General features: G+C 33.6%; 23 protein-coding genes. 15 read left to right on the forward strand and 8 right to left on the reverse strand.

Annotated features, from left to right (window positions below; translation table 11 throughout):
* Nucleotides 1-60: 60 nt before the first annotated feature.
* Complete coding sequence (locus CLOLE_RS07065; protein ID WP_013656399.1) at nt 61-1,218, reverse strand: AI-2E family transporter; 1,158 nt, start codon at nt 1,216-1,218, stop codon at nt 61-63.
* 371 nt (nt 1,219-1,589) lie between these two features.
* On the opposite strand from CLOLE_RS07065, the gene CLOLE_RS07070 reads away from it, so the two are divergent.
* The 3 genes from CLOLE_RS07070 to CLOLE_RS07080 all read left to right on the forward strand — a co-directional run bounded on the left by CLOLE_RS07070 (nt 1,590) and on the right by CLOLE_RS07080 (nt 5,940).
* The gene (locus CLOLE_RS07070) at nt 1,590-2,708 is read left to right on the forward strand and encodes a glycoside hydrolase family 88/105 protein (RefSeq protein ID WP_013656400.1); all 1,119 of its coding nucleotides are present in this window, start codon (nt 1,590-1,592) and stop codon (nt 2,706-2,708) included.
* A 631-nt stretch (nt 2,709-3,339) separates the two neighbouring features.
* Nucleotides 3,340-5,442, forward strand: coding sequence for a sensor domain-containing diguanylate cyclase (locus tag CLOLE_RS07075; protein ID WP_041712929.1), 2,103 nt, complete (start codon nt 3,340-3,342; stop codon nt 5,440-5,442).
* 90 nt (nt 5,443-5,532) lie between these two features.
* Complete coding sequence (locus tag CLOLE_RS07080) at nt 5,533-5,940, forward strand: DUF3783 domain-containing protein (RefSeq protein ID WP_162145074.1); 408 nt, start codon at nt 5,533-5,535, stop codon at nt 5,938-5,940.
* Nucleotides 5,941-6,125: 185 nt separating this feature from the next.
* On the opposite strand, the gene CLOLE_RS07085 is transcribed toward CLOLE_RS07080, so the two are convergent.
* The 3 genes from CLOLE_RS07085 to CLOLE_RS07095 form a co-directional block, all read right to left on the reverse strand.
* A complete protein-coding gene (locus tag CLOLE_RS07085; protein WP_013656403.1) occupies nt 6,126-6,389 on the reverse strand; it encodes a hypothetical protein in 264 nt (87 codons plus the stop codon).
* Between the two features lie 26 nt (nt 6,390-6,415).
* Complete coding sequence (locus tag CLOLE_RS07090; protein WP_013656404.1) at nt 6,416-7,828, reverse strand: DEAD/DEAH box helicase; 1,413 nt, start codon at nt 7,826-7,828, stop codon at nt 6,416-6,418.
* Nucleotides 7,829-7,891: 63 nt separating this feature from the next.
* A complete protein-coding gene (locus CLOLE_RS07095; protein WP_013656405.1) occupies nt 7,892-8,230 on the reverse strand; it encodes a hypothetical protein in 339 nt (112 codons plus the stop codon).
* A gap of 189 nt (nt 8,231-8,419) precedes the next feature.
* Here CLOLE_RS07095 and CLOLE_RS07100 point away from each other — a divergent pair, with 189 nt between their 5' ends.
* Both CLOLE_RS07100 and CLOLE_RS07105 read left to right on the forward strand, forming a co-directional pair.
* Nucleotides 8,420-9,115, forward strand: a complete 696-nt coding sequence (locus CLOLE_RS07100) for an MgtC/SapB family protein (RefSeq protein ID WP_013656406.1) — start codon at nt 8,420-8,422, stop codon at nt 9,113-9,115.
* An 87-nt stretch (nt 9,116-9,202) separates the two neighbouring features.
* Nucleotides 9,203-10,093 carry an S-layer homology domain-containing protein gene (locus CLOLE_RS07105; protein ID WP_013656407.1) on the forward strand — a complete coding sequence of 297 codons (891 nt, stop codon included), beginning with the start codon at nt 9,203-9,205 and terminating at the stop codon, nt 10,091-10,093.
* Between the two features lie 123 nt (nt 10,094-10,216).
* Here CLOLE_RS07105 and speB read toward each other — a convergent pair whose 3' ends face one another.
* Genes speB through speD form a run of 3 tightly spaced genes read right to left on the reverse strand, consistent with a single transcriptional unit; the run spans nt 10,217 to nt 12,767 of the window.
* Nucleotides 10,217-11,074, reverse strand: coding sequence for an agmatinase (gene speB / locus CLOLE_RS07110; protein ID WP_013656408.1), 858 nt, complete (start codon nt 11,072-11,074; stop codon nt 10,217-10,219).
* Nucleotides 11,067-11,924: a polyamine aminopropyltransferase gene (gene speE / locus CLOLE_RS07115; protein WP_013656409.1), complete on the reverse strand. Its 858-nt coding sequence runs from the start codon at nt 11,922-11,924 to the stop codon at nt 11,067-11,069. Before speE ends, speB begins: the two co-directional genes overlap by 8 nt.
* Before the next feature lie 9 nt (nt 11,925-11,933).
* Nucleotides 11,934-12,767, reverse strand: a complete 834-nt coding sequence (gene speD, locus CLOLE_RS07120; RefSeq protein ID WP_013656410.1) for an adenosylmethionine decarboxylase — start codon at nt 12,765-12,767, stop codon at nt 11,934-11,936.
* Nucleotides 12,768-13,018: 251 nt separating this feature from the next.
* On the opposite strand from speD, the gene CLOLE_RS07125 reads away from it, so the two are divergent.
* The 10 genes from CLOLE_RS07125 (at nt 13,019) to CLOLE_RS07170 (ending at nt 23,711) form a co-directional block, all read left to right on the forward strand.
* The gene (locus tag CLOLE_RS07125) at nt 13,019-13,972 is read left to right on the forward strand and encodes a carbohydrate kinase family protein (RefSeq protein WP_330369317.1); all 954 of its coding nucleotides are present in this window, start codon (nt 13,019-13,021) and stop codon (nt 13,970-13,972) included.
* Nucleotides 13,973-14,339: 367 nt separating this feature from the next.
* Nucleotides 14,340-16,343 carry a YcdB/YcdC domain-containing protein gene (locus tag CLOLE_RS07130; protein WP_013656412.1) on the forward strand — a complete coding sequence of 668 codons (2,004 nt, stop codon included), beginning with the start codon at nt 14,340-14,342 and terminating at the stop codon, nt 16,341-16,343.
* A 110-nt stretch (nt 16,344-16,453) separates the two neighbouring features.
* On the forward strand, nt 16,454-17,089 hold the full coding sequence (locus CLOLE_RS07135) for a regulatory protein RecX (RefSeq protein WP_013656413.1): 636 nt from the start codon (nt 16,454-16,456) through the stop codon (nt 17,087-17,089).
* A complete protein-coding gene (locus tag CLOLE_RS07140; RefSeq protein WP_013656414.1) occupies nt 17,082-17,600 on the forward strand; it encodes a methylated-DNA--[protein]-cysteine S-methyltransferase in 519 nt (172 codons plus the stop codon). The genes CLOLE_RS07135 and CLOLE_RS07140 overlap by 8 nt, the downstream gene beginning before the upstream one ends.
* A gap of 23 nt (nt 17,601-17,623) precedes the next feature.
* A complete protein-coding gene (locus tag CLOLE_RS07145; protein ID WP_041712930.1) occupies nt 17,624-18,496 on the forward strand; it encodes a metallophosphoesterase in 873 nt (290 codons plus the stop codon).
* 255 nt (nt 18,497-18,751) lie between these two features.
* Nucleotides 18,752-19,972, forward strand: a complete 1,221-nt coding sequence (gene argJ / locus CLOLE_RS07150; protein ID WP_013656416.1) for a bifunctional ornithine acetyltransferase/N-acetylglutamate synthase — start codon at nt 18,752-18,754, stop codon at nt 19,970-19,972.
* Nucleotides 19,973-20,011: 39 nt separating this feature from the next.
* Complete coding sequence (gene argB, locus CLOLE_RS07155; RefSeq protein WP_013656417.1) at nt 20,012-20,881, forward strand: acetylglutamate kinase; 870 nt, start codon at nt 20,012-20,014, stop codon at nt 20,879-20,881.
* Between the two features lie 2 nt (nt 20,882-20,883).
* Complete coding sequence (locus tag CLOLE_RS07160; protein ID WP_013656418.1) at nt 20,884-22,062, forward strand: acetylornithine transaminase; 1,179 nt, start codon at nt 20,884-20,886, stop codon at nt 22,060-22,062.
* 74 nt (nt 22,063-22,136) lie between these two features.
* Complete coding sequence (locus tag CLOLE_RS07165) at nt 22,137-22,826, forward strand: DUF554 domain-containing protein (protein WP_013656419.1); 690 nt, start codon at nt 22,137-22,139, stop codon at nt 22,824-22,826.
* Between the two features lie 132 nt (nt 22,827-22,958).
* The gene (locus CLOLE_RS07170) at nt 22,959-23,711 is read left to right on the forward strand and encodes an N-acetylmuramoyl-L-alanine amidase (RefSeq protein ID WP_013656420.1); all 753 of its coding nucleotides are present in this window, start codon (nt 22,959-22,961) and stop codon (nt 23,709-23,711) included.
* A 118-nt stretch (nt 23,712-23,829) separates the two neighbouring features.
* Here the strand turns inward: CLOLE_RS07170 and CLOLE_RS07175 are convergent, their stop codons facing one another.
* Entirely contained in the window at nt 23,830-24,990 is a 1,161-nt protein-coding gene (locus CLOLE_RS07175; RefSeq protein WP_013656421.1) for an amidase domain-containing protein, read from the reverse strand.
* Nucleotides 24,991-25,020: the final 30 nt, after the last annotated feature.

The raw sequence follows: 25,020 nt of genomic DNA on the forward strand, positions 1-25,020 counted from the left end.
AAAAGGTAGGTTGCCCAATAGGGAACCTACCTTTTTAGTTGTATATAAAAGATGAGCGTTTTAATGTGATCTTCTTGAACGTGGAGAAGTGGATTGTGGGTTAGGTGCAGAATCACTAGAGGAAGCATTTTCAGTTGTTAGACGATGACTTAAAAATTCTTCATAAAGTTTAAAGGCCACGGCACAAAGTGGAACAGCTAATAAGCAGCCTACAACACCAAAGAAACCGCCGCCAACAATAACAGCTAACAAAATCCATAAACCATCCAAGCCAGTAGAGTCTCCTACTATTTTTGGACAGATAAAATTACCATCAATTTGTTGAAGAATCGTAATAAAGATGACATACCAAATAGCTTTAGTAGGTTCTACCATTAAAATAATAAGTACACAAGGCACAGCTCCAATAAATGGCCCGATAACAGGAATAACGTTAGTTACTCCAGCTAGGAAGCCAAGAAGGATAGGATAAGGAAAACCAAACAAGCTAGAGCAAACAAAGGTAATAATACCAATAATAAGTGCATCTGTTAGTTGACCAATAATAAAGCCTCTAAAAGTTTGATCAGTTACTTCTAAGACATGTTTTAACTTAGTCTTTGTCTTATTGGTAGCAAAAGCATCTAAGGTGCGTGTGACAAGAGACATCAAAGTTTCTTTACTTGCCAAGAAGTAAACAGAGATAAATAAAGTACCCAGCAGGTTAACTAAACCAGAAGCAGTACTAGTAACGACACCAATTAAAGAAGGTAATAAACCTTTAAGGACTTCTACGAGAGACATAATTGCTTTTTGAATTTCATTCCATATAGAAGGCTCTAATTTAAGTTTAGTAACAATATCAGTTAAGTAGTTCTGTAAAGTCTGATAGTATTCAGTAGAGTTAGCCATGAATATATTAATACTTTCACCTAATTGAGGAATAAGCATAGAGAAAATAAAGCCAATGATGAAAAAGAAAATTAAGTAGGAAGCAATGAGTGACAAAGACTTCTTTAGTTTATAACGAGGATCTCTCTTATTGTTTTTAAACAGTTTAGTTAAGAAATAAGTATAAGGAATATTAAGAATATAAGCTAAAGCAAAGCCCCAAATAAAAGGTTTTGTAAGATTTAAGAGTTTGAGCATGACTCCTGAAAAAACTTCAAATCGTAATAAGAAAAAATATAAGATTAAACCATAAGTTACTAAAAAAACAGGTTTTTTAAAACGATTCATAAATACCTCCTCCATTTTGTAATCTATCTTATTCTAAGGTATTTTTGAGGTGCAAACAAGTATTTATTATTGTTTAAGCACCTCATTTTTTGCCTTGTTCGCAGGTAGGTTAGATAAATTACCTTGGAGTACCAAACTTTTACCTTGTTTTGGGTTTTCCAAAGAATAATCAATTTAGCACTATTTATAAAAAAAATATTGATTTTTGTTGGTTAGTAATAAAAATTTTTATTTCCATGACAAATACATTTATTTCATGTAAAATAAAGATAATAGTGTAAACAAAATAAAGTGATAATAGATGTTTATACTAATATAAATTAATAAATATGAATAAAATTTTGAATTGAAATAGAAACGAGGAAACGACTATGGATATGCTTAGAAAGTACATCGAAGAGCTCATTGATAAGAGTACACCAGCTAGACCTATATGGAATATTGAAAAAATATTACAAGGTAAAGAGCCAACATGGAATTACATAGATGGATGCATGATTAAAGCACTTTTAGAAATGTATGCCATTACTAAAGGGGAAAAATATTTAGCTTTTGCAGATGATTTTATTAGTTATCATGTAAGAGAAGATGGTCAGATTAATCACTATGATATTCATGAGTTAAACATCGACAATGTTAATGCAGGAAAGGTGCTTTTTGAACTTTATGAGTTAACAGGTAAAGAAAAGTACAGAAAAGCTATAGATACAGTTTATGAGCAAGTTAAAATACAGCCTCGTACAAAGGAAGGTAACTTTTGGCACAAGAAAATCTATCCAAATCAAGTTTGGTTAGATGGACTTTATATGGGGCAACCTTTTTATATGGAATATGAAACAAAGTTTAATAATAAGAAAAACTATAAAGATATTTTCAATCAGTTTGCTAATGTTGAAAAAATAATGAAAGATTCTAAAACAGGCTTATATTATCATGGTTATGATTCTTCAAGAGAAGCTTCATGGTGTGATAAAGTAACCGGTCTTTCTAAAAATTTTTGGTTGCGTGCATTAGGTTGGTATGTTATGGCACTCTTAGATACTTTAGAAAAGATGGATTCAACCTATACAGAAGGTTATACACAATTAAGCAATAACTTTAAAGATATTATGGAAGCTATAATTAAATTCCAAGATGAGAGTGGTATGTGGTATCAAGTAGTAGACCAAGGTAATAGAGAAGGAAACTATCTTGAAACGAGTGGTAGTGCTATCATGGCATATGGTATTCTTAAAGGAGTAAGAATGGGCTTCTTACCAGAGAACTATAGAGCATATGGTGAAAAGGCATTTAAAGGTATTTGTGATAAATATTTATATGAGAAAGATGGAGAGCTTTGCTTAGGAGGCATTTGTCTTGTGGCAGGATTAGGTCGTCCAGACAGTAGAGATGGTACTTTTGAATACTATATTTCAGAACCAGTTGTTGAAAATGAAGCTAAAGGTGTTGCACCACTTTTATTAGCTTATACTGAAATTTTAAGATTATAATGATAAGAAGCTGATTTCTAGTATCTAGAAGTCAGCTTTTTAACAAGGAGACAACAAGATTTGAGATTAAGAAAAAAGTGAATGATTAAGGGTATAAAATAAGTAAACTGGCGCATAATAAGCTTGTACAGAAGATATCTCAAAGGTAATCTTACTGTATATAGGTTAGGAGATGGTACCCTTGGAGAGTGGAATGCAGTAGCAAACTAGTTAAAGAGAGTTATCACAACCTAATATTGCCTAGCTAAAACATAGTTTATTAATGCTAATTCAGGAAGCTTAAGCTAGTAGAGTCTAGCCATACTAAGAAACATCTTAGGCCGTGATCGTTTGAGTAACTACTTATTGATCATCACCATAACTTAGTCTGGGGGCTACCCAAAGTAAGCAAACTTACAAAGTTACAAGGAATGAGAATAAAGGTGAAAGATTTAAGCGAATAATTAGCTGTGAACTTTATTTTAATGAAGGCAATCAACGAGAGCTGTAAAAGGCTCTCGTTTTGTTTTGATTTAATCTGAAGTTTTTGTAGAATTATAAAGAATTATTACTAATACAACTTTCTTTTTATAGGAAAATAGTATAATATTTATAGTACTAATAGTAAATAATGTCTAATGAAGAGGTAGTTATGATAAACAAGAAGAAGCTAGAAGAGCAGCTTGATAATATAAAAAAGGATCCTACTTATATAGATGGTTTTATTGCATTAATGACAAGAAGTTGGGGGGGGGATATAGAGGATAATATTGAGGCTATTAAAGGCGCTATATCCCTTATTCATAAAGAAGAAGGTAAAAAAGCTTATATTGAGCTATTAATGCTACAAGCAAAATATTATTTTGTTTTGGGAAAGTATAGCCAGGGGATAGAGGGTTTATTAGATGGCGTTCAAATCCTACAAGAGCCTAAAAATGAGGTAGAGAAACATCAACTTATTCAACTTCAAAATATGTTGTTAGTAGGCTTTACAAAAAAAGAAGAGTTTGCGCTAGCTATTGAATATGGTTTACAAGGCCTTGAGAAAGCTGAAGCCTTAGCAAGGCCTGAAATTAAAGTAAAATTATTACTAAGTATTTTAGATTTATATATTGCTATTAAAGCTTACAAAAAAGCAGAATTTATTTTACAGAATATCGTTGCCATAGACTATATTTTAATGGATACAACTAAGCTTTATATTGAGATTGCTTGGCTTAAACTTTTTTTGTGCCAAAAACAATTTGAACTAGCAGCTGAATATAGTAAGAGAGCTTATGATTTAGCCAAGAAGAATGAAGAACAGTATGCACTTGAATTGATCCAGATTTTAAGTTTAAGAGCAAAACTTAATGTAAGTCGTGAATTATATGCACAAGCAGAAAAGGACTTTAAGGATATAAAAGAAAGAATTAAGAAAATTAGATTTAAAGAAATAGAAGAACAAAGTTTATTTGAATGGGCGAAATATGATAAAAAACAAGGAAGAATGAATGAGGCTATTCAAAAATTAAAAAAAATTATTGAAGAACAAGATGAATCACTGATTTATGTTAAAGAAAGTTATAAACTATTAAGTGAAATTTATGAAGAAACTAACGAGTGGCAAGATGCATACAGGTATCTGAGAAAATATGAAAAAAGTAAAGAGAATATATTAGATGAAAATGTACATAAATACTTTGATAAACTGAATCAAATTAATATGACTAAAGAAATTGAAAAATACAAATTACTTTATCAAGATATGCAAGTTCTTGCACAGATAGGCGTTGCTTTGACAGAACATTTAAAACCAACAGTACTCAATAATAAAATATATAAGCAGCTGAGTAAATTATTTAAGATGGATTTATTCAGTATTCTTATATTAGATCAAGAAGTACCTCGATATATTTTGGTTGATCATAAAGGTGATATTGTGAAAGAACGTAAAGAACTTATTAGAAATACAGAGTATTTAGCAGAATACTGTACCAAGGAAAGAATAGATATTTCAGTAAGTAATGGAGATTTTGAAGCATATCATATAAAAGAGATAGGTGAAGCAGAAGAGTTACAACTACAATCAGTTCTTTTTACGCCACTTATCATAAATGATAAGGCGATAGGGGCTGTTGGAATAGGAAGCTACAAGGTCAATATATTTAATAGTAATGACCTTAATTCATTACGTGTAATTGCGTCTTATTTGGCTATCACAATACAAAATACTACTTTATATCATCAAGCAGAGTATTTAGGAATGCATGACTCGCTTACCGGTCTTTTAAATAGAGGTGCTTTATTAAAGCAAGGAGAAATACTATTTAAGAAAAATCATAAACAACATAAAAGCACAGTTGTGATGATGTTAGATACAGACTATTTTAAGCAAGTAAATGACCGCTATGGTCATCAATTAGGCGATGAAGTACTAAAGAAAATAGGAAAAATCCTAAAAAAAGTGGTTAGAAAGCAAGATTATGTAGGACGATATGGCGGAGAAGAATTTTTAGTGATATTAGATGATTTATCGGAAAAAGAAGTCGTTAAGGTATGTCAAAGAATTAAAAAAGCCTTAAGTGAAAGTTGTTTTGAAACTAAAAAGGATACCAAGATTAAAGTAACTGTAAGTGGAGGGTTTTATATCTGTAATGAGTATACCTTAAACTTTAGTGATGCTATTCAATTTGCAGATCATGCTTTATATCGTGCTAAATTATTAGGTAGAAATCGTATGATTAGTTATTGTTTAGGAGAGAATGAATCTTAGAAGAAAGTTGCTAAATTAAAATAAAATGTTATACTAACTGTAAGTGTATTTTTATAAAGAAAGGAAGGTATGCGTATGTCTTTTGAAAAAATGAAAACAGTTAGTGATCAAGAAGTGATTCACGAAAGAAGCTGTATGATGCTGTATTATTTTACCCAAGCAGAGCTTAAACAGATTCAAATGGTGGCTAGAATGGCAGGCGTAGGAGATCAAATTATACTTGGAATGGAGCATGGTGAATGCACTTTACAAGCTATTTTAGATAATCAGTTAACTTCTAGTACAGACGCATGTTTAAAACAAAAAGCCATTATTTTTAATAATATCTCTAGTACAAGAATAAGTGCTTTTATAGAAGGATTAAAGAAGTTTCGCATGAATAGGCCATTAATAGCAGTTGTAACTGAAACTTCTATTAAATGGACTTTAAAGGAGCTTTTGCTACATTTAAATGAAGAGCATCATGCAGTAAAGAATAATCAATTTAATGAGCATTAAAAGAAGAGACTTCTCCGTTTATTTTGGTACATTGTGCATAGGCGTGTACTACTTAGTAAAGTAGCTGAACGGTAAGAGCTTTATAGGCATAAAAACCATGTATAGCTAGGATGTTTTTAGTTATACATGGTTTTTATTTATAAAAGTTATTAGCTGTTTATTTTATTACAGCTATTTCTCATTTCCTATTCCAATAAATCTTTTAAGAGGATATCTAGGGGAATTGGTTCATTTTGTAAGCTATTAGCAGCTTCTAAAGCAGAGGTAGCAAGTAGGTCATCTAAGTTTCGGTAACCACTTCCACCATATTTTGCAATAAAATCCTCTATGGCTGCATCGAATACAGCGTTTTCTTGGGAATGCGGCTCACAAATTTCTTGTAAGGTTTCCTTAAATTCATTTTCTAGAGGTGCTAGGGTGTGAGATAAATCCAGTTGTTTTTTAGCCATGTTGAGTTCCCTTGTCAATGATATGATTATTCGTAGTTTTTACCAAATTTATCTTGTGCAATAAGAGATAGTGCATCAGCTAGCGTACTTGTATGAGAAGCATGTGATGCATCCTCCTTAAAAGAGGTATTCTTTTTGTGCGATTTAAGTTTAGCTTCAGGTACTGGTGTAGAAGCAGTAGAGTTTTTCTTTTTTTCGCTATTAAAGCCTTTAGGATATTTATTACGTTTCTTTGATTCGGATTTTTCTAAAGATGGTTTTTGATGGCTAGGGTCACAAGAAGCAACAATCTCACCTGTTTTTAAATCTCTAACTTGTCCTTTAATCAGTTTAATAGGTATAATTGTAATATTGAAGTCACGTTCAAAAATACGTATGGCACCTAAGTCTTTAGGTGTAGCTAAGCAAATAGAATGACCTTCTTTAAAGCCTCTTGCACTACGACCTGCACGATGTAAATACTCATGAGCGGTTAGTGGAAAATCAAAATGAATGACATGAGTAATATCTGGTACATCTAAGCCTCTGGCAGATAAATCAGAGGAAATAAGAAGTTTTACTTTACCTGACCTGAAGGCTGTTAAAGCAGCTTTACGAGCTTCTTTAGTAAGCTTACCAGAAATAGTGGCTACAGAATGTCCATGATGTTTTAGCTTTTCTACTAAGGTGGTTGTATCTGTATTTTGACTAACAAAAATAAGAGCACGCTGCGTATGAGTAGCGACTAAAAGCTTACGAAGCATATCGAATTTCTCTCGTTGTTCACTTACTAAACAAAAATGCTTAATGCGTGGGTTAAGAACAGTTTGCTCTGCAGTACGTACTATAACAGGATGAGTCATAAAAGTTTTAACAGCCTCTATAGCAGTAGGGCTCATACTAGCTGAACATAAACAGATTTGACGGTCTTTAGGTAAAAGATAAAGCATTTTTTTAATAGTATTAGCTTGGTTTTGATCAAGTAAATGGTCTGCTTCATCTAAAATCACGGTTTGGATAGTAGAGGCAGTGATTTTTTTCTTAGTCATTAAATCTAGAATACGACCAGCAGTTCCGACAATAATTTGAGGCTTATCACGAAGTTTTTTGATTTGGTGGTCTATATTGACCTCCCCTATGATTGGACAAGATTGAATATTTAAGCTACTATTTTTGGCAAGTACAGTGATTTGTTCATGAATCTGCATAACAAGCTCATGGGTAGGAGCTAAAATAATGGCTTGCATTTCGCGTTTTGTCAGATCAATTTTTTCAAAAAGAGGGAGGACAAATGCTAAAGTTTTACCGCTTCCGGTATGTGACTCGATGATGACATCGTGGCCTTCTAGAAAAGCTGGTAAAGTAAGCTCTTGAATAGGCATAGGTGAAGTAATACCTTGGTGTTTTAGCCCTTCAATGAGAGAATGATTTATTTTCAATGCACTAAAAGTATGTGTCATAGTAATCTCCTTTGCATACGGTATTTAGGTCTATAATAGTATACACCATATGTAAATACTAGGCTAGTGAGGTGATTTGAGATTTTCAAGTTCAGTATAAATTTTATACCAACGTTCAAGGCCGTTTTCAAGGCGATAGTAATGACGAATGTAAAACAGGAGAGTAATAAGTAAAATGAGGTCAAGTAAAAACAACAGCGGCATAGGTGCGCAAAAAGTGGCAATACAACTACATAAAAATAAGAAAGCAAAAAATAAGGTAATAAGCAGGTGAATAAGACGTTCATGTTGTATAAATAAGATTTGAGTTTGATGATAAGTAGAGAGCCAGTTTAAGTTTGCAGAAGGGTCTTTTAAAGCTTCAATCATAAAAGCCTCATGTTTTTTTAAATAAGTATACATGGTTTTACCTCCTATCAATGGACATCAATTTATTCTATAAGATTAATTATAGACCTTTTAGAATCAGTATGGAATAGCATCTAAGTGTTAAGGATGCTATGACTGATGATATTTTTCGAACAAATTCATTGCATTATGCTAAAATAGTATTAAAAACATAAAGCAGCCTTGTTGAGGGGGAGAAGAGACATGCATCAAGTAATGGAATATTTAAGAGAAGTAAATACAGTATCGATTATTTTTAGATTACTACTAGCTACTTTATTTTCTGGAATCATTGGAATCGAAAGAGGTACAAAGAAAAGGCCAGCAGGTTTTAGAACACATATATTAGTGTGTATAGGCGCCACATTAGTGATGCTTACTAGTCAATACATGGTAGATGTGTTAAAAATACAAACAGATGCTACAAGATTAGGTGCTCAGGTTATTAGTGGGATTGGTTTCTTGGGAGCAGGGACTATTATTGTAATAGGGCGTAATCAGGTAAAGGGACTTACAACTGCAGCAGGTCTGTGGGCCTGCGCATGTATGGGGCTTGCTATTGGCATAGGTTTTTATGAAGGTGCAATTATTAGTTGTATTTTCTTATATGGTGTTATGATTGGACTTCATCGTTTAGATGAATATGTTCAAATGCATTCAAAAGTGATGGAGATCTATTTAGAGTTAGATAATATGAGTGCATTAAGTCATTTTATAGAATATGTAAAAGCTCAAGGAACTAAGGTTTCTGATTTGGAAATACAGCGCATTAAGCAAGATGGAGATCAGATTGTAGGTGCTATGATGACTTTGGTATTATGTGATAATTGTGATCATACTCAATATATTTTTGAACTTCATCATTTAGATGGCATTCGTGCGATTCAAGAAATTAGTTAGTAGAAAAAGATGAATAATTTACTAAAGAATTTGCCATACTAGGCTCTAAAAGAAACATTATTTTAATGCAACAAAAGGAGCCTTACTATGGAACAAAAACCTAAGAATCTCATTGCATTATTCGTTATATGCTTGATTTTGATTCCAACTTTAATTTATGGTGGAACGACAAAGGTAAGTAAGGGGCAGGTAGCTACAGTGAATGCACCAATACTTAAGCGTATAGTAGTTTCACCAAAAGCGATTCAAGTGCCTGTAGGTACTAGCGAGAAGGGCTTTAAAGATATGCTTGAAGTTAAGGCGTACTATAAGGATATAGCTGAGCCTAAATTGATCAAAGATTTTATGACTAACTTTGCTACTATTAAGCCGCAAAAGGGAAGTAAAACCGTAGTCATCAAGTATACTGAAAATGGATGTACCAAAAGTAGTAAAATCTGTGTGACCTTCTGTAAGCCACCAATAGATGAAAGTACGCAAACTGCCATTAATTTTCCTTATATCAGTGGTTATCCAGATGAGACGTTTAGACCAGATCAAGCCGTGACAAGAGCAGAGCTTGCCACAATGATTGCTAGACTATTAACTAAAAATGATATTCCAGTTCAGCAAAACCAGTTTAAAGATGTGCCTGAACTTAAATTTAGTACAGATGGGATTAATTATGTAACTAAACTAGGCTTGATGAAGCCATATGCAGATGGAACCTTTAGACCAACAGAACCTGTAACCTTAACAGAAGCAAGGGAGATTATGCCACGTTTAGCTTCGTATTTGAAAACAACCAACGTAGATGTACCAGCAGGAACAGGAGACTTAACACGGACACAAGCAGTTGTGCTTCTTAATAAACTATTTGATATTGAGTGTGATACCAAAAATAAAACGAGTGGCTTTTCAGACGTAACACCATCAACACCGTACTATAAAGATATTATCTGTGCTACACAACAGAGAGCAATACCTAGAAGTCATTAATAGTTAGTCATATTTAATAGGCTTATAATGAGTACTATAGGGATATCTCTATAGATTTAAAAATATAAAAATAATAAACAGGATGTGTTGACATCCTGTTTATTATTTTTATATTCAAATTGATTAACAGTTAGCTAAAAGTAAAGCAATTTCTCTAATTACTTTGCAAGCTACAGCAGTAGAAACACCACTTGCATCATAATGAGGTGCTAATTCTACTACATCGGCACCAATAAGATGCGCTTCTTTAAGGATAATAAAGACTTCTAAAAGTTCTTTCATAGTGATTCCACCTGGTTCTGGTGTACCTGTTCCAGAAAAAATAGAAGGGTCTAATACATCTAAGTCTAGGGTAAAGTAGATAGGCTTTCCTTTTAAGCTTTGCATCGTTTCTTTTAAAGTGACAGTATCAAAAGGATGCAAATAAGTATGTGTTTTAGCCCATTCGAATTCTTGTTTCATACCAGAACGAATACCGAACTGAAAAATACGATGATCCCCTAAAATATCCCACGCACGTCTTAAAACAGTAGCATGGGAAAGTTTTTCTCCTAAATAATCATCTCTTAAATCTGTATGTGCATCTAAATGAATAATATGTAAATCAGGATAATGATGTGCAAGAGTTTCAATAACAGGTAAGCTGACTAAATGTTCACCACCAATCATAAGGGGTTTTTTACCATGTGAAACGATTTCTGCTGCCACAGCTTTGATAGCTGCTAGAGCTTTAGGGGGATTACCAAAAGGTACATCCACATCTCCTATATCACTAATTAAGAAGTCTTCTAAATCTAAATCTAAATAGGGAGAGTAGGTTTCAAGGCCGTAAGAATCTGGTCTAATAGCGGTAGGTGCAAAGCGTGTACCAGGTCTATAGCTAGTAGTACCATCAAAAGGTGCACCAAATAAAACCACCTTTCCTTCTTCAAAAGGCTTATCACAGCCAATAAATTGTTGATTTGTATAAGTATTAAACATTTTCAAGTCCTTCCTTTACATAGGTAGGGAGCATAAAAGCTCCTTGATGCAATTTTGTATTATAGTATTTGGTATAAAGCCCAAGAGATTCCCATTTATCACTTTTTAAATCTTTTATAGGATCATATTTCTTAGAAGCAAAGCCAAAGAGCCAATGACCTGAAGGATAGGTAGGCATATGAAATTGATAGACTTTTGCGATAGGGAAGCTAGCTTTGATCTTAGCGTGAGAACGCTTCATTTCATAGGCATCACTTTCATAATAAGGGCTTTCATGTTGATTAATTAAAATACCTACATTACTTAATAGACGTTCACAATGATGATAAAAATCATAAGTAAATAGTCCTTCACCAGGACCAATAGGATCTGTAGAATCTACTAAGATTAAGTCATAGCTATTATTTTTAGCAGTTTGAACAAAATCTAATCCATCTTGAAAGTGAAGAACAAGCCTATTATCATGATCAAAAGGTGCAGCTGTTAGAGGTAAGTATTGTTGACAAAGCCTTACCACACGTTCATCAATTTCAACCAAATCCACTTTTTTAATGGTTTTATATCGTAAAATTTCTCTAGCTGTACCACCATCGCCTCCACCAATAATAAGCACACGCTTCACTTCTGGATTAACAGCCATAGCTACGTGTGTAATCATTTCGTGATAAATAAACTCATCTTTTTCTGTAACCATCATAAAGCCATCTAAGGTGAAAAAGCGTCCAAAGGTTTTACTATCAAAGAAGTCAATTTGTTGAAAAGGGGTTTTTTCAGAATAGAGGTGCTGGGTGACCTTCACTGAGAATTTCACATCTTCCTCATATTTTTCGCTATACCATAAATCCCGCATAAGAGCCTCCTAATCTTCTAAATTAAACATAGCTTCACGTACAACAGTACCATAGAAAATTTCATCCATTTCTTTTTTTACTTTTTTAGCAATTATTTTTGCTTCCCCTTTATGTAGTTCTTCTTGAGTATACCCAAATAAATAGTTGTCTAGGTCAAACTGTTTTAAGCGGCATTTAGTATGAAAAATATTTTCTTGATAAACATTAACATCAATCATGTTATACATCATGCGAATATGTTCAGGAATAAAGTTTTGAATAGAATCAATAGGATGATCTATAAAAAGTTTATTACCAGCAATATCTCTAGCAAACCCACGTACTTTATAATCTAAGGTCATGACATCAGCATCAAAGCAGTGAATAAGATAATTAAGCGCTTTAAGAGGAGAAATTTCTCCACAAGTAGCAACATCTATGTCTGCTCGAAAGGTACTAATTCCTTCATAAGGATGATATTCAGGATAAGTATGTACGGTAATATGACTTTTATCTAGGTGGCCTAAGATAATTTCAGGAATGGGTCCTGGAGAAGCTGACTTAGCTTCATCATGGCGAATTTCAGGAACGGCACCTTCAGAAATAAGAATAGTCACACTAGCTCCTTGAGGATCATAATCTTGTTTGGCAATGTTTAGTATATTAGCACCAATCATTTCTGTAACTGTAGTTAGAATTTGAGTTAATCGCTCTGCATTATATTGCTCATCAATATACTCAATATAGGCCTTACGATCTTCAGCAGTTTTAGTATAACAAATATCATACATATTAAAGCTAAGAGTCTTGGTTAAATTATTAAAGCCATGTAGCTTTAATGCGTTAGAGTCTGTATTATTCATCTTATTCCAAATCGGCTCCTTTACATAGTAAATAGTAAGGTAATTATAAGATAAAAAATTAATAAATTCAACAAAAAATAGTGTAATACAAAATTTAAAGTTTAGTAATAGTGTGCTTTTTGGTATGAAAAAGATATAATTATCTATAATCTTGGAAAAATATAGCTGTGGGTATTTTTTAATAGGTTTTCTACAAAACTTATGTTAATATAATAGTTATCTATAAAATCAAGTAAAGGAATATAATGACCATGGAAAATAATAAACCTTATGCACTTGTATTTGGTATTGCCATATACGATATTTTTGGTTTTTCTTATGCAACCTATAGACCCTATGATTCTAATCCAGGAAAAGTAAAAGTGTCTTGCGGTGGTGTTTGTAGAAACATTGCAGAAAATATGTCTTTAGTAGGAACAAATACACAGTTTATTTCTATTTTAGGTGATGATGAAAAAGGCAAAGATATTTTAAGACAAGCTGAAAAAGTAGGCTTAGATATGAGTAACACTTTAATCGTACACGGTGGCTCCACACCTACTTATATGGCCATATTAGATGAAAATGGAGAAATGGTATCAGCCGTGGTTGATACAAAATTAGCTAATGAGTTTTCAAAGGAAGCTTTAAGTGAGCGTGCTTCTATTATTGAAAATGCAGAATATATGTTTTTAGGTGCAGATAACCCCCCTTTTATTGAGCATATTGTAACGACTTATCAAGGTAAAACAAAATTTGTTTTAGATCCAGTATCAGCTGCTAAAGCAGCTAGGATTAAACATTTACTTCACTATTTTCATACAGTAAAACCTAATAGACATGAAGCAGAAGTGTTATGTGGCTTTGAGGTAAAAACACATGAAGATGCTAGAAAAGCAGGTGCTTACCTAAGAGGTTTAGGTGTACAAAATGTATTTATTAGTCTTGATGTAGATGGTGTTTATTATAATGATGGTAAGGAAGAAGGTATTATTAAAGCAAATGCTTTAGAAGTGATTAATGTTACAGGGGCTGGTGATGCTTTTGTAGCAGGCATTGGAGCAGGGTATATGGCAAATAAAAGTACAGTAGAGATTGTTAAATATGCTATTGCTATGTCTAACATCACGATTGCTCATGAAGAAACGATTAATCCTAATATGGCAGCTGATTTAGTAGAAGCTTATGTTAGAGAAGCACAATGGCAATGTACGACATTTGAATAAGCACAATGATGAAAAAGAAAAAGCAGGTATAAGGTGATAGGCCTTATAGCTGCTTTTTTTGTAGTCTAGGGAAGTATTTCCTGCCGTATTCAGGAGGGTACTCAGCTGACATGTTTTTTTGTCAGCGCCGAAGGAAAGCTAGGGTTCCCTAGCGGAAGAAATGTGGACACTAGTCCACTTTCTTGCTAACAACCTAACAACCTTTTAGTTACTTGTAAAAGTTAAAGTGTTTGCCTAATAAAAAAGAATATAATAACTGATAAACAAAATAGATTGTATAATAATAAAATTTTATAAAAATTTAAATAATAGGGAACTTATTTATCTTTACTACGTCTAATGAAATAAGATGAAAGGGGGTTATAAAATGAGAAAAAAATTTTTATTGTTAACGGTGATAGCTATGTTAGTGCCACAAGTCAGTTTTGCTAATGGAGAGACGCAAGTTTTAGAAGCATTACTAGGAAAAGTTAAGGCTAAAATAGAAGTGCCAGAAGCTTTTACAGAGTTTAATTATAATCAATCAGGTGAAGATTATCGTTTCATATGGCAAGATCAAGAGGGTAAGCAGGGAAGTCTATACGTAGAGTGTGAGAGTGATGGGGACATTCTAAGTTATCGCTTAAATCTATATCATACAAGTGATAGCACTTTAGCAAAGATTGATTGGGAAACAGGAAAGGCTAAAGCAGAATCTTTTTTAAATCAAGTAGTACCTGAATATGCCAAAGCTTTAGTATTAAGAGAAAGAACGGCACCAAGTAGTGATTATGACTATACTTATGTATATGATTTATATCATGAGGGAGTTAAAGTATTTAATCAGGTTATTTATGTTAACGTTAGCAAAGAGACAGGTGAAATAAGGAGTTTTTCAGGAATAGATTTCTCTGAGCGTACGTATAATACCAGTCAGCCAAAGATTACTCTAGAACAAGCAGAAGTAAGTTATCTAAAACAAATGGACTTACCAGCACTTTATAAAACCTATTATGATTGGAAAACCGAAGAGAAAAGTAGCTTTTTAGTTTACAAACTCCATAATGGAGAGAGGAAGGGGATAGATGCAGCTACAGGTGCATTAGTAGTCCATTATAAAGATGAAGACAATGAGTTATATAAAGAAGCAGCTACGGAGGAAAGTCAGTCCATTACAGCTAAAAATGATAGTGGTGCTTCAGGTTTAACACCTTCTGAGAGAAAAGCAGTAGAGGAAACAAAAGGATTATTGGGCGTAGAAGTGATTCTTGACAAGGTAGCTAAGCATTTTCCACGTGTGAAATCAGCTACAGTCAGCAGAAATAATCTTTATAAGCAGCAGGAAACTTATGTAAGGCAAATAGTTCTAAAGGATGAGGTTAATAAGACAAATGTTAGTTTAACGGTGGATGCTAAAACAGCAGAGATAGAAAATTATTACTTTTGGAGTAGTACGTCACCAGAAACGGCTCAGTATCACTGGAGTGAAAAAGAAGCAGCCTCATTTTTAAGTCAAGTGGCACCACAGCAATTTAAAGAAACGAAGTTAATAGAAGATGATTATACAAATGAAGACATGACTACAACAAACTATTATTATGGACGCTTAGTAAATCATTTATTGGTAGACGGAGAGGGATTAAGTATTACCTATGACCAACGTTTAGGGGAGGTCACGTCTTACTCTAAGAACTGGAGTCAAATGAGTTTTAAATCACCAGAGGGAATGATGAGTAAGGAAAGCGCGGTTAAAAATATAGGCTTAGAGTTAGTTTATATGGAAACAGATCAAGGGGTCTATCGTTTAGCATATACCACCAGAGAGAGCTATATGCTTTTAGATGCTTTTACCGGCAAGGAAGTAGATTATTCAGGAAAAGTAATTGAGGAAGAAGCACAAAAGTTTTATACTGACTTAAAGGGACACCCAAAAGAAGTATTGATTAAGAAGTTATTTGATAGTGGTATTTATTTAAAAGGAGAAAAGCTAAAACCAGATATGCCTGTTTCTGAAGAAGATTTTTTAAATCTTTTATGCCAAGTAACACAAGGCTATGAGCTTGATGAAAATGAAAATGTGAGTGAGTGGTATAAAGAAATTACGGGTAAAGCAACTATTGAAAAGAAACAAACTTTAACAAGAGAAAATGCTGTTTATTATATGATTAATGCAACTACCTATAAAAAAATAGCAGGAGTTTCTGAGTTATATGTGTATCCTTTTGATGATAAGCAATATGATGAAGCATTGAAAGGCTATATAAGTTTAGCTTATGGTCTGAAGTTGATTCAAAAAGATGAAGAAGGTTTATTTAGACCAGAAGATAGACTAACTAGAGCCGAAGCTTTAGAAATGATGTATTATTTGCTATTGAGTACAGAAACTGAATAATAGCATGAAAAAGGAATTAGAAGAGTAGAAGCCTTCTAGTTCCTTTTATATTTCTGAAATTTATCTCCCGATTAATAATATGCTATAATGGAGTCAAGGAGAGTAGAAAAATGAAAACAATTACAAAAATTAGCAGACAACAAAATGGAGAACGTTACAATATCTTTTTAGATGAAGTATTCTTTTGCGGCGTTACAGAAGACACGCTGATTCGTATGAATTTGAAAAAAGGTGCAAAAATAGATGAAGAAGCTTTAAAAGCTTTAGAGGAAGAAGAAAGTAAAAACAGGTGTTTTTCCTACGCTATTTATCTTTTGGGTAGACAGAACTATTTTGAAAAGGTTTTAGTAGAGAAACTCAAAAGGAAAGAGTATAGTGAAGAAGATATTCAGTATACATTAGAAAAACTAAGATACTATAATTATTTAGATGATAGTAGATTAACAGAAGCCTTTGTAAGGGATAAAAAAAGATTTTCTAAAAAGGGCCCCAGATATATTGCAGAGGCCTTAAGAAATAAGGGTGTTTCCCAGGAACAAATTACAAAAGCTTTAGAAGAGAATTATAGCACTGAAGAAGCTTATGAGAATTGTATTGGCATAGCGGAGAAAAAACTTGAATATTATAAAAAGAAAACAGACGACTTGTATCAGCTAAAGAGCAAGCTGTATGCTTTTTTAGCACAAAGAGGTTTTTCTTCTGAGGTGATTAAGCGTACCATAGAAGAGTTAACAAAAGATGAATAAAGTAGAGGTGGATAAGGTGAGAAGAGGTTATACAATTTATGAATCTTCTTTATTAGGACCTATTGGCATAGTGGTTTGCGAGAAAGGTGTAGAAGCTATTTTCTTAAAGGAAGATGGCTTTAAAGCCTATCAAAAAACAAATCCTGATTTAGAAAGAGATGAAATGTTGTGTGGTGAAGCAAAAAAGCAAATAGAGGAATATTTTAAGGGAGAACGTCAAGTATTTCAGTTAGATTTGGTAGTAGAAGGAACGACTTTTCAAAAAAAAGTATGGGAAGGCTTAAAACAAATTTCTTATGGAGAGACTATTAGTTATAAGGAATTAGCTGAAAGAATTGGGAATCCTAAAGCGCAAAGAGCAGTAGGAGGAGCTAATGGCGCTAATCCTATACCACTTATTGTGCCCTGCCACCGTGTTATTGGTAAGAATGGCAAAATGGTAGGTTTTATGGGGGATCAAATAGATATTAAAGAGAAGCTATTGGCTCATGAACTGAAGTATAAGTCATAAATGAGAGTGTGAGGAAAAAGATATTGTTAAAGTTAATAAAGGCGGTCATTAGATTTGTGCGGTGGGTAATTAGTATTAGTGTTACCTTAGTACTCATTGCGGCAGGTATCTATATTTATGCAAGATACATAGAGCCGGAACTTCTTATTATAAAAGAAGAAAAGCTAGTTACACAAAGTATAAGCATACCAAAGGACACTTTGAAAATTGTACAATTTAGCGATGTTCACTTAGGGGAAGACTTTACCATTACCGATTTGAAACGTGTAGTAGAACGAATCAATGGACTTAAGCCAGATTTGATTATTTTTACGGGTGATTTAATAGACGATAATAAGGGTTTTACAGAAGTAGAAGAAGCCAGTGTACTTTTAGGGCAGCTTCAAGCAACTTATGGGAAGTTTGCAGTTTATGGTAATCATGACCATGGAGGAAATGGCACTAAAAGATATGCTAAAATATTAGCCGCAGCTGAGTTTAAGCTTTTGGTCAATGACAATCAATATGTTACTTTAGAAAATGGGGAACGTATTCATTTAATAGGTATTGATGATAAACTTTTAGGAACGGTAAATATCGAAAAAGCTATGGAAGGAATCCAAAAGTCTAACTATAATTTATTTATTTCACATGCACCTGACGTGGCAGATGAAGTGACAGGTTATCCTATTGACTTGCAGCTTTCAGGACATAGTCATGGTGGGCAAGTGCGAATTCCTTTTGTAGGAGCTCCTTTTACACCACCTTATGCCAATAAATATATTAAAGGTAAATATACATTTGAAGAGAATGAACGTATGGTGTTATACGTAAATTCTGGAATAGGAACCAGTCAAGTACGATATCGTCTTGGCAATATTCCGGAAATCACCTGTTTTTTAATAAGTAACTCTTAAACAAGAATGAGATGCAAATAAATAACTAACTAATAGTAAAATAGCTTGTAAGCGCTTAAAAGAGTTGTTGAATTGATATAACAGCTCTTTTTTTATGTGAAAAAATGATTAAAATAAGCGTTGATTATGAATAAAAATACAATTTTGTTCATAAAAATAGAAAAAAGGTATTGAAATAAAATAAAAAATATTTATAATTATAAACATAATAAAAGTTTTTTCGTTAAGTGTATAAATAGATATGGAGGGATTCGGATGAGATTAATACAAGGAAGCATTACAGCACCAAAAGGGTTTAAAGCAAATGGAGAGCATATTGGTATTAAGAACAAAAAGAAAGATTTAGCGATTATTTATAGTGAAACACCTTGTACGTATGCAGGTGCATTCACACAAAATGTAGTAAAAGCAGCACCAGTACTTTGGGATCAAATGGTTTTAAATGAAGGAGAAAAGGTGCATGCCATTGTGGTTAATAGTGGTAATGCTAATGCTGCAACAGGAGTACAAGGGGAAAAAGATACAGAGGAGATGGCAAGTCTAGTTGCAGAGGCCTTTAATATTGATAAAAAGCAAGTCTTAGTATGTTCTACGGGTGTTATTGGTGTAGATTTACCAATGGAGGTTTTAAGAAAAGGTATTGGTCCAGTAGCAGTTAAAGTAAGTGCAACTCATGAAGGAGGAGAAGCTGCTTCAGATGCCATCTTAACAACGGACTTAGTTAAGAAAACCATTGCTTTAGAAGAAAACATTAATGGTACGACGATTACTGTAGGCGGTATGGGTAAAGGTTCAGGTATGATTCATCCTAATATGGCAACTATGCTAGGGTTTATTACAACTGATGTTAATATCACTAAAGAGATGCTTCAAAAAGCACTGAAGAAAGCAATCGATACCTCCTTTAACATGATTACAGTTGATGGGGATACAAGTACTAATGACTCGGTGCTTGTTTTAGCCAATGGGATGGCAGGCAACCCAGTTATTGATCAAGAAGGAGAAGCTTTTGATAAGTTTTATGCAGCGTTATATGAAGTATGTAAATATATTGCTATTTCAATCGTTAAAGATGGCGAAGGTGCTACTAAGTTATTAGAAGTTAATTTAGAAGGTGTTAAGAGCTTTGAAGATGGTAAATGCATTGCTAAAAGTATTTTAACTTCTAATTTAGTTAAAACAGCATTCTTTGGAGAAGATGCTAACTGGGGAAGAATCTTTTGTGCTATGGGATACTCAGGTATTAGCTTTGACCCTGCAAAAGTAGATATTAGCATAGAAAGTATTGCTGGCAATGTAGCAATGCTCAAACAAGGCTTACCTGTTAAATTTAGTGAAGAAAAAGCTAAAGAAGTACTAGAAGAAAATGAAATAAAAATTCTCGTGACCATGGGTGAAGGAAAAGAAAGTGTAACAGCTTGGGGCTGTGATTTAAGCTATGATTACGTAAAAATTAATGGGGATTATAGAAGCTAAATATTGGGAAAATAGAATTGACCTTAGGGGGATTTAATAATGAATGATGGTTTAGAAAAAGCAAAAGTTTTAATAGATGCATTACCTTATATTAGAGAGTTTAATGGCAATACAGTTGTCATTAAATATGGTGGCAGTGCCATGTTAGATCCAGAAATTAATAAGACGATTGTACAGGATATCGTACTTCTCAAATTAGTAGGTTTAAAACCAGTCATTGTTCATGGTGGGGGACCTGAAATTAATAATATGCTTAAACGTTTAGATATCCAGTCTGAGTTTATTAATGGACTTCGTGTGACAACCAAAGAAACCATGGAAGTTGTGGAAATGGTATTAGCAGGTAAGGTGAATAAACAAATCGTAGAAATGATTTCAGGGCAAGGGGGCTGCCCTGTTGGGTTAACAGGTAAAGATGGTAAGATTTTAAGAGCTAAAAAGCTCAATAAAGATGGTGTAGATTTAGGTTTTGTAGGGGAAATTGAAAAAGTGAATACAAGGCTCATAAAATCTTTAATTGATAATGATTTTATTCCTATTATTGCACCTATTGGATCAGATGAAGAAGGGAATACGTATAACATTAATGCAGATTATGCTGCAGTTGCTATTGCAGGCGCACTTAATGCACAAAAATTAGTATTTCTTACAGACGTCGAGGGAGTATTAAAGGATAAAGATGATCCAAAGTCACTGATCTCTTTCTTAAGTGATAGTGAGGCTAAAAAGTATATTGAATCAGGTATTATTGCAGGTGGTATGATTCCAAAAGTTGAATGTTGTATGGAAGCAATAGAAGAAGGTGTTTCTATGGTGCATATTCTAGATGGTCGAAAAAAACATGCACTCATTCTAGAAATTTATACACCTAACGGTATTGGTACTATGATGTATAAAAAGGAGGCATAGGAATGGAGCAACTGGTTAATGAAGGCGAAAAATATATCATGCATACTTATGGACGTTTTCCATTAGTACTTGAACATGGAGAAGGCGTTTATTTATATGATGAAAAGGGTAAAAAGTATTTGGATATGTACGCAGGAATAGCTGTTAATGCATTAGGATATGCACATCCTACGCTTACTGCAGCATTACAGGAGCAAGTAGAGAAAATGATGCATGTCTCTAATTATTACTATACAAAGAATTTAATAGAAGCTTCTAAGCTTTTAGTAGAAAATTCACCTTTTGATAAGGTTTTCTTCTGTAATAGTGGTGCTGAGGCCAATGAAGGAGCTTTAAAACTAGCGAAAAAATATGGTAAATTAAAAAGTGAAGATAAAGTACAGATTATTGCTATGAAGAAATCTTTTCATGGTAGAACCCATGGTGCTTTAGCAGTGACAGGCCAAGAAAAGTATCAAAAGAGTTTTATGCCACTTATACCTAATGTAAGCTACGCAGATTATAATGATATTGATAGCTTAAAAGCCATTATGAGTGATAAAACTTGTGCAGTAATTTTAGAGGTCATTCAAGGAGAAGGCGGTATTATTCCCGGAGATCCTGCTTACTTACAAGCAGTAGAAGCGCTTTGTAAAGCTAATGACGCACTTCTAATTGTAGATGAAGTACAAACAGGCATTGGACGAACAGGCACCTTATTTGCTTTTGAACAATTTGGCATTAATCCAGATATAGTAACCATGGCAAAAGGACTTGGCGCTGGTGTTCCTATTGGTGCTATGGCATGTACCAGTAAAGCAGATGTACTGGTTCCAGGAGATCATGCTTCTACCTTTGGAGGGAACCCACTGGTGACAGCAGCTGCTAAGGTGGTTTTAAAAGAACTTACAGTTAATCATTTACTGGACCATGTGAAAGAAGTGGGGGCATACCTTAAAGGAGAACTCCTTAAACTCCAAAAAGAGTTTGACTGTATAAAAGAAGTAAGAGGACTCGGTATGATGTTAGGTATGGAATTGACTCTGCTAGCTTTAGAGGTAGAGAAGAAATGTATGGATAAAGGCATGTTAGTAGTTGGTGCTGGGGAAAAGGTTGTTCGTTTTGTACCACCACTTATTATAGAAAAAGCACATGTAGATGAAGCTATAGCTATTTTAAAAAGTGTTTTGTCTGAAATGTAAGAAACAATAGATGTATTTGCCTCTCATAAGTGGTACAATACATCTATTATTTTTATTGAAGAAAGGGAGTTAACATGTTAGGGACTATTGTTAATACAGTTGCTATTTTAGCAGGAAGTATAGTCGGTTTATTTTTGAAAGGTGGCATTTCGAAACGTTTTGATGATGCCATTATGAAAGCTTTAGGTTTAAGTGTTTTATACATAGGCATATCAGGAAGCTTAAAAAGTACAGATACATTGCTACTGATTATATCTTTAATTATTGGTGTCATTATAGGTGAGGCTATTAATTTAGAAAAAGCTCTTAATAGACTAGGAGAAAAAATAGAGGCACGTTTTAAAAAGCTCAATAAGGGCGGTAGTATAGCAGAAGGCTTTGTTTCAGCTAGCTTACTATTTTGCATTGGTTCCATGGCGATTGTAGGTGCCATTCAAAGTGGGTTAGAGGGCAACCACGAAATGCTTTTTGTAAAGTCCATGCTAGATGGTATTACTTCTATTATTTATGCTTCTTCCATGGGAATAGGTGTAACTTTTTCAGCAATAGCAGTTTTATTTTATCAAGGGGCAATTACTATTGCAGCAAGTTTTTTAGGTAATGTTTTAACAGAAGTACAAATTACCAATATTGGGGCTATAGGAAGTGTAGTTATTGTGGCATTAGGATTAAATCTTTTGCAAATTACAAAGATTAAAGTAGCTAACTTCTTGCCAGCATTATTTATTCCTATGATTTATTACATAGTGCAAAGCTTATTTTAAAAAGGATAAAATCTAGATTATAGAAGATAAAAGGTTACTTAATAAGTGGCCTTTTTTACGTTATAAGAGTAAAAATCCAAAAATAAACATATAACTAAGATGAAAAAAGACATCTAGGAGGTTTATTATAGCATGAGAAAATCAGTTTCAAAGCGTTTTACTCAAGGCATATGCTTAGTACTAGCAGTTATCATGCTTTTAGCACAAGTAAGGGTAGTATTTGCAAAGGAGCCCTTTGTAGTGTGCATTGACCCAGGACATCAAGCAAGGGGTGATTCTAAAAGTGAACCTATTGCTCCAGGTTCAGGTAGTAGAAAAGCAAGGGTTTCCTCTGGAACAAGTGGTGTTGCCACTAAGAAATCAGAGTATGCTGTTAATTTAGAAGCAGGACTTATATTAAAAGGTTTACTAGAGGAGAAGGGTTATGCCGTAGTGATGACAAGAGAAACCAATGAAGTCAATATTAGTAACGCTGAAAGAGCTCAGGTTGCTAATAATGCTAAGGCTAACATGACAATTCGGCTTCACTGTGATAGTATTGGAAACAGTGGAAAGTCAGGTGCTGTTTTGTTAGTACCTTCTAAAACAGGTAAGTATACAGCAGGTATTCATCCGGCTAGTAAGGCATATGCGGAGCATTTAAAAACAGCCTTACAAGATGCTGGTGTCAAAGTGAATGGTATTTTTGAAAGAAGTGATATGACAGGTTTCAACTGGTCTAGAGTACCTGTTGTGATATTTGAAATGGGTTTTATGAGTAACTGGAATGAAGATCGTATGTTAGCAGATAAAGCTTATCAGACGAAGCTTATGAAGGCCGTTGTTACTGCTATTGAAGCTTATGAGAAAACAACTTCTTCTGATACAGGAGTAACAACGCAGTAAATTCAGTATGTTAGATAACATATGGAGAAAGGTATTTATAAAATAGGGAGAAGCAATCTAAGTGGTTGCTCCTCCCTAAAATATTGAGTGAAAAAGGAAAGGAAATGATTAAAGCAAGTTAATAATAAACATTAATTAAATGAAAGCGAATGCCCTTGTTACTCCAACCTAAGTCATAAGGCACCAAGAGTCTATCTGTATTATGGCAGGTTACAAGAGGATAACCCTTAGAGTCAAGCCCGGTAATAGTAGAAATATGGGTGATTTTCCCCTTCTTTTCGTAAGCGACAAAATCACCAGGTCGAAGCTTATAGGCTTCTTTATAAATCTCTTGATAAGTGCCTCTAGCTAAATAGCCGCCACGCCCACTACATATAATATAATTTTTAAAGCCTTGTGCATTCACCCAAGCTTTTGTACCATTGCGGTTATCATAATTCCAGGTGCCATTTTTTCTAAAGCCTCCACCTTCATATAAGATTTGAGAAGCAAAGTTAGCACAATCACCACCATCAGGATTGAAGTTCTTATAAGCTTTATTGTATTTAAATAAATACTCTGGATGAGGTCCTACACCACAATATTTATGAGCATAATCAATAGCTTTTTGCGTACGTTCATCAGGTGAGTAATCAGGAGCTGTATGATTTAAAATATAATTTCTTATCTCATCTGTTTTAAGGGTGTTAAGATTTAAGGAATCGGCAAATGGATCAGTGTACCATTCCTTGGTAATGATATAATGATCACCATCCTTTTTTAAATTAATATAGTGGGATGTTCCTAGATAAAAGGTATTAGGGACATCAGGCGTATCTAAATAGCTATAGGTAAAAGCTGTAGAATTAAAGCAAAGAATACCATAAAGGTCTTTTTCCTTTTCTTTAACCTTACGTACTTTTACTACAGATTCAATATGATCAAATTTAACAGCTTGTTTATCACACCAGTTTTTAAAATATTTAATTTTTTGTGCTTCACTTTCGTAAGCCCAAAGGCTTACCTTGATTTTTAGGTTATAGGAAGCTTTTAAGCTTTCTGCATCTAGATTTTGGATGCATTGATTACGGTTTTTTACAATATCACTGACAATGGCTTGAAAAGTAGCTTTGAGTTCTTCTTCGGAAAGTTCGGTTTTACTTTGTGATTCTTCTCCAGTAGACTTAGTAACTTCATGGTCAATTACATATTGAGAAATGGAATGTGAAGCCATGGTAGGTACCGAAAAAAGTTGAATCACGCATAGACCTATTATTAGGAAAAAATTTAACTTTTTCAATTTTTTCTCCCCTTTTAAATGAAATTTTCG

The organism is Cellulosilyticum lentocellum DSM 5427 (assembly GCF_000178835.2).
Classification (GTDB): Bacteria; Bacillota; Clostridia; order Lachnospirales; family Cellulosilyticaceae; genus Cellulosilyticum; species Cellulosilyticum lentocellum.